Consider the following 6,046-nt stretch of genomic DNA (forward strand, 5'->3'; position numbering starts at 1 on the left):
GTGTCCGAGGCGGAGCCGGCCAGCTGGTTGGCGGTGGTGGCGGCATCGGCGGTCTGGCGCACGGTGCCGGTCAGCTGCTCCATGCTGCTGGCGGCCTGCTGCAGGTTGCTGGCGGTGTTCTCGGTGCGCTGGCTCAGGTCCTGGTTGCCGGTGGCCACCTCGCTGGAAGCCAGCTGGATGCTGGAGGCCGCGTCGCGGATGTCGCCCACGATGCTGCGCAGGCGCTGCTGCATCGCCGACAGCGAACGCAGCAGCTGCGCGGTTTCGTCCTTGCCGTCGGCCTGGACCTCACCGGTCAGGTCGCCCTTGGCGATGGCATCGGCCAGGCGGCGGGCGTCGTCCACCGGCTGGCAGATCGAGCGCATGTTCAGCAGCGTCAGCGGCAGCACCACGGCCACGGCCAGCAGCAGGGCGCCGCCGAACAGCCACACCGTGCTGGCCACGGCCGCGCCGCCTTCGGCGTGGGCTTCGGTCGATTCCTGCTCCAGCGCCTTGCGCACCTCGGCCACCAGGGCCTCGGCCGCGTCGCTGTGCGCATGGGCCGGGCCCAGCATGCGGTTGGCCACGGTGGCGGTGTCGTACGCAGCCGCTTCCAGCTGGCGGGCCACCGGGGCCAGCTTCTTGGCGTAGTTCTCCAGCTCCGGCTGCATGCGGCGCAGGATGGGGTTGTCCAGGTCTTCTTCACCGGACAACATCTCGACGATGAGCTTGTTGGCGCGCTCCAGCGTCTGCTTCCAGGCCTCGTAGTGCTTGGCCACCAGCTCCGGCTTCTCATAGCTGATGATCATGTCCTTTTCGCGGCTGCGCAGCTCGCCGATGGCGGCGCGCAGGTCGCTCAGCTCCGAGGCCTCGGCCACCGTGTTCTGGGCGAACGCGGTGTTGATGGACTCGATGCGGTACATGCCGTACAGGCCCGCGCTGCCCACCAGGGTCAGCAGCACCAGCACCACGCCGATCGCACCGATCATGCGCATGCGGATGGTGAAGCTTCTCATCATGTCGTTCAGCTGCATGATCACTACTTTCACGTGCGCTTAATGGCGGCTGCGGCGGATGAGGCTGCCAACGTCCAGGATCAAAGCCACCCGGCCGTCACCCATGATGGTGGCGCCCGAGACGTCGTTGACACGGCGGTAGTTGGCCTCGAGGTTCTTGACCACCACCTGCTGCTGGCCGAGCAACTCGTCCACCAGCACCGCCACGCGGCCGCCTTCGGCCTCGATGACCACCAGGATGTTGCTCACGTGCTCGAAGTCGAAGCGCGGCACCTGGAACACTTCCTCCAGGTCGATCACCGGCATGTACTCGTCGCGCACTTCCACCACGCGGCCGCTGCCGCCGATGGTCTTGACCATGCCCGGCTGCACCTGGAACGACTCCACCACGCTGGACAGCGGCAGGATGTAGCACTCGTCGCCCACCCCCACGCTCATGCCGTCCATGATGGCCAGCGTCAGCGGCAGGCGCACCCGCACGCTCATGCCGTAGCCTTCGGCCGAGTCGATCTCCACCGAGCCGCCGAGCGAGGTGATGTTCTTCTTCACCACGTCCATGCCCACGCCGCGGCCCGACACGTCGGTCACCTGTTCGGCGGTGGAGAAGCCCGGCGCGAAGATGAGGTTCCACACCTCGGCGTCGGTCATCGAGTCCGGCGCGTCGATGCCCTTCTCGCGGGCCTTCTTCAGCAGCTTCTCGCGCGACAGGCCGCGGCCGTCGTCGCGCACCTCGATCACGATGCTGCCGCCCTGGTGGGAAGCGACCAGCGTGATGGTGCCGTTCTCGCTCTTGCCCTTGGCCAGGCGGTCGGCCGGCATCTCGATGCCGTGGTCGCAGCTGTTGCGCACCAGGTGGGTCAGCGGGTCGGTGATCTTTTCCACCAGGCCCTTGTCCAGTTCGGTGGCTTCACCCTGCGTCACCAGCTCGACCTTCTTGCCGAGCTTGGCCGCCAGGTCGCGCAGCATGCGCGGGAAGCGGTTGAACACCATCGACATCGGAATCATCCGGATCGACATCACCGCTTCCTGCAGGTCGCGGGTGTTGCGCTCCAGGTCGGCCAGGCCCGAGACGAGCTGCTGGGCGATGCCCGAGTCGAGGTTCTTGCTGTTCTGCGCCAGCATGGCCTGGGTGATGACGAGTTCGCCCACCAGGTTGATCAGCTGGTCCACCTTCTCGACCGACACGCGCAGCGTGGCCGAGTCGAGGCCGGCACCCTGCTTGGCCTCGGCCTTGGGGGCACGCGGCGCGACGGCGGCCGGCTTGGCCACCTCGGCCACCACGGGCAGGCCCGGTGCGGGGGCGGCGGCAGCGGCCACGGCCTGGCCCGGCGCGCCGGGGGCGTCGTCGAAGAAGCCGTAGCCGGGGTCGACCGAAGCGGTCTGCTGCGGCTCGGGCGCACCCGGGCTGCCTTCATGGAAGCCGAAGCCCGGGCCCAGCGGCTGCAGCTTCATGTGCTCACGGGCGACATGGAAGCTGAACAGGTCCAGCAGGTCGTTGTCCGGGCTGCTGGTGGTGATCTTGAAGCGGCGCATGCCGTCGGCGGCGCGGCCGGCGTCCAGCGGCTCGATCACGCCCAGGTCGGCGATTTCCTTGAACAGGTCGGCCAGGCTGTCGGCCTGCTCGGGCTGCGGCAGCGGGCCGACGGTCAGCTCCAGCTGGCGCACGCCGGCGGGCAGCGGCGCGGCGGGTGCGGCGGCGGCCGGTTGCAGGTCGTCGATCAGGTTTTCCGGCGCCGGGGCGGCCACCGGGGCCGGTGCCGGGGCGCTCACCGGCGCGGCGATGGCCACGGGGGCGGACCCCCCTTCGACCAGCGCGCGGATGCTCAGCAGCAGTTCGGCGGTGTCCACCGGATCGCCGCCCGAGCCCTGGTGGCGGGCCAGCTGGGCACGCAGCGCATCGCCGGCGGCCAGCAGCACGTCCACCATCTGGGCGTTGGGCGCCAGTTCATGGCGGCGCAGCTTGTCCAGCAGCGTCTCCATCTGGTGGGTCAGCTCGGCCACGTCGGCAAAGCCGAAGGTGGCAGCGCCGCCCTTGACCGAGTGCGCGCAGCGGAACACCGCGTTCAGCTCTTCGTCGTCGGCTTGTTCCAGGTCGATCTGCAGGAGCATCTGCTCCATGCTGTCCAGGTTCTCGCCGGCTTCTTCGAAGAAGACCTGGTAGAACTGGCTCAGATCGAAGCCGGCCGAGGCGTTGCCGCCCTCTTGTGTCATTTCGCCCATCGGGTGCTCCGGGAGTGCTGCTTCAGCGGATGACCTTGCCGATCACCTCGATCAGCTTGGCGGGGTCGAACGGCTTGACCAGCCAGCCCGTGGCGCCAGCGGCGCGGCCGGCCTGCTTCATCTGGTCGCTGGACTCGGTGGTCAGGATCAGGATGGGCGTGGACTTGAACTTGGGGTTCTCGCGCAGCTTTTTCGTCAGGCCGATGCCGTCCATGCGGGGCATGTTCTGGTCGGTCAGCACGAGGTTGAAGTCGCGGCTGTTGGCCTTTTCCCATGCGTCCTGGCCGTCCACGGCTTCGACGACGTTGTAGCCTGCATTCTTCAGGGTGAAGGTGACCATCTGGCGCATGGACGCCGAATCGTCGACGGCAAGGATTGAGTGCATCGTTCGTAACTCCGAATCTGTCTCGGGGGTTTTCGGGCGAACCCGGGGCTTCTTTAGGACTGTCGAAGGACCGCAGGCGCGCGGTGCCTAGAACAGCTCGATGGAACCGGCGTCCATCTCGTCCTGCGTCACCGGGTTGGGCCGCAGCGGCGGGGTTTCCACGATCGCCAGGCCTTCCTCGTCGTCCACGCCCCAGGCGTCGGCGGCCAGGCGGTCGGCACAGTTGCGCAGGCGCTGCATGGTGTGGTTGACCAGCTGCGAGGCCATGTCCTGGAACTGCAGCGCCGTGATGGCGGTGGCCAGGTGCTGTGACACGGTGCTGGCCGGGTCGTGGTGCGCCGCGGCTTCGCGCAGTTGCTCCAGCGCGGCATTGGCGCCGTCGAAGCTGGCCATCAGGGTTTCACACGCGCCGGACAGCAGCCGCTGCAGGCGTTCGAGATCGTTGCAGGCCACCATCAGGTGGTCCTGCATCTCGGCATTGGCCAGCAACACGTCGCTGGGCTGGGTCTCTTGAACGTCGTTCATCGGCTTCGGGGCTCCGGCAAGGGCGGCGAATCTGCCCGACCGGGCGGACTGCCCGGGGCTTGGTTTTCGATGCCTTGCATTGTTGGAACGCCCGGCCTGCGGCAATACCGCAATCACCCGTCAAAATGCGCCCCAGTTCCCACTTCCTGCACAGAGGTCCGGCTCGCCCGCCGATACTCCGCCGCCATGACCCGCGTCCAGCGCCTGCGCGTTCTGCACATCGAGGATTCCGAGCTTGACCACGACCTCGCGCTGGCCTACCTGCGCCGCGGAGGCCTGCAGGTGGACACCCGCCGCGTGGACACCGAGGCCGCCTTCCGCGAGGCGCTGGCCGAGCCCTGGGACGCGGTGCTGTCCGACTACAACCTGCCCGGCTTCTCGGGGCTGACCGCGCTGGAGATCCTCAACCGCAGCGGGCTGCTGATCCCCTTCATCCTGGTCTCGGGCGAGATCGGCGAGGACACCGCGGTCGAGGCCATGCGCAACGGCGCCAGCGACTACCTGCTCAAGGCCAACCTCTCGCGGCTGGCGCCGGCGCTGGAACACGCGATCGAGACCACCGAGATGCGCCGCCAGAAGGCCGACACCGACCGTGCGCTGGCCGCCTCGCGCCAGCGGCTGTCGGAGCTGGCGCAGCACCTGCAGACCAGCGTCGAGATGGAGCGCGCCGCCATCGCGCGCGAGATCCACGACGACGTGGGCGGCTCGCTCACCGCGGTCAAGTTCGACCTCGCCTGGATCGCCCGCCACACCGTCAACACCGAGGTATACGACCGGGTGCAGCAGGCGCTGGAAACCGTCACCTACGCCATCGAGGCCAGCCAGCGCATCATGCACAACCTGCGGCCGGCCATCCTGGAGCAGGGCCTGGTGGCTGCGCTGCAGTGGATGGCCAACCGCTTTGAAAAGCGCACCGGCATTGCCTGCAGCTGCCGCACCAGCCACGACCTGCTGCCCACGCTGCCGCCCGGCGTGCCGCTGGTGGCTTACCGCACCGCGCAGGAGGCGCTGACCAACGTCAGCAAGCATGCGCAGGCCACCCGCGCCTCCATCGACCTGTCGCTGGCGCAGGGCGTGCTGTCGCTGGAAGTCAGCGACAACGGCCGCGGCCTGTCCAGCGAAGACCTGGCCAAGGCCCGCAGCTTCGGCATCCGTGGCCTGCACGAACGTGCCGGCACCGTCGGCGGCTGGGTGGAACTCAGCAGCGGCGGCAGCGGTCGAGGTACCACGCTCATCCTGTCGGTGCCGCTGCACGTCAGCCGCAGCGCGCCGGGGCATGACGACGAGTTCGACGACGTGCACGAAGAAACACACGATCCATCCGCCTGGGGGAAACCATGATCAAGGTGATGCTGTGCGATGACCATGCGCTGATACGGCGCGGCATCCGCGACACGCTGTCCGACGCCTCCGACATCGAGGTGGTGGGCGAGGCCGGCGACTACGGCGAGCTGCGCGCGCTGCTGCGCAACGCGACCTGCGACGTGCTGGTGCTCGACATCAACATGCCCGGCCGCAGCGGCCTGGACGTGCTGCACGTGCTCAAGGACGAGGGCTCGCCCATCAAGGTGCTGATCGTCAGCATGTACCCGGAAGACCAGTACGCCATCCGGGCGCTGCGCGCCGGGGCCTACGGTTACGTGAACAAGGGCGGCGATCCGCAGATCATCGTGCAGGCAGTGCGCACGGTGTCGCAGGGCCGCAAGTACGTCACGCCCGAAATCGCGCAGATGCTGGTGGAAAGCCTGACCACCCCGGTGCCCGAGCAGGCGCACGAGAAGCTCTCGGACCGCGAACTGCAGACCCTGGTGATGATCGCCAGCGGCAAGCGCCTGTCCGACATCGCCGAGGAGCTGATGCTCTCACCCAAGACCGTCTCGGTGTACCGGGCGCGGGTGCTGGAAAAGCTGGGGCTGGGCAA

At 68.3% G+C, this 6,046-nt stretch carries 6 protein-coding genes; 2 read left to right on the forward strand and 4 right to left on the reverse strand.

Translation table 11 applies throughout. The annotated features are described in order from the left end of the window. The 4 genes from ABNT58_RS27575 to ABNT58_RS27590 form a co-directional block, all read right to left on the reverse strand. Positions 1-1,028, reverse strand: a 1,028-nt coding sequence (locus ABNT58_RS27575) for an MCP four helix bundle domain-containing protein (protein WP_348756569.1), incomplete at its 3' end; no start/stop codon positions are given. A gap of 6 nt (positions 1,029-1,034) precedes the next feature. Continuing rightward, a complete protein-coding gene (locus ABNT58_RS27580) occupies positions 1,035-3,215 on the reverse strand; it encodes a chemotaxis protein CheA (protein WP_348756570.1) in 2,181 nt (726 codons plus the stop codon). A gap of 22 nt (positions 3,216-3,237) precedes the next feature. Continuing rightward, positions 3,238-3,600 carry a response regulator gene (locus tag ABNT58_RS27585; protein ID WP_250194252.1) on the reverse strand — a complete coding sequence of 121 codons (363 nt, stop codon included), beginning with the start codon at positions 3,598-3,600 and terminating at the stop codon, positions 3,238-3,240. An 87-nt stretch (positions 3,601-3,687) separates the two neighbouring features. Further along, positions 3,688-4,125, reverse strand: coding sequence for a hypothetical protein (locus ABNT58_RS27590; RefSeq protein ID WP_348756571.1), 438 nt, complete (start codon positions 4,123-4,125; stop codon positions 3,688-3,690). Between the two features lie 186 nt (positions 4,126-4,311). On the opposite strand from ABNT58_RS27590, the gene ABNT58_RS27595 reads away from it, so the two are divergent. Continuing rightward, positions 4,312-5,466: a response regulator gene (locus ABNT58_RS27595; RefSeq protein WP_348756572.1), complete on the forward strand. Its 1,155-nt coding sequence runs from the start codon at positions 4,312-4,314 to the stop codon at positions 5,464-5,466. Further along, positions 5,463-6,046: response regulator transcription factor (locus tag ABNT58_RS27600; protein WP_348756573.1), on the forward strand; the 584-nt coding region annotated here is incomplete at its 3' end. The genes ABNT58_RS27595 and ABNT58_RS27600, both read left to right, overlap by 4 nt.

This window comes from uncultured Aquincola sp. (genome assembly GCF_964001545.1).
GTDB lineage: Bacteria > Pseudomonadota > Gammaproteobacteria > Burkholderiales > Burkholderiaceae_C > Aquincola.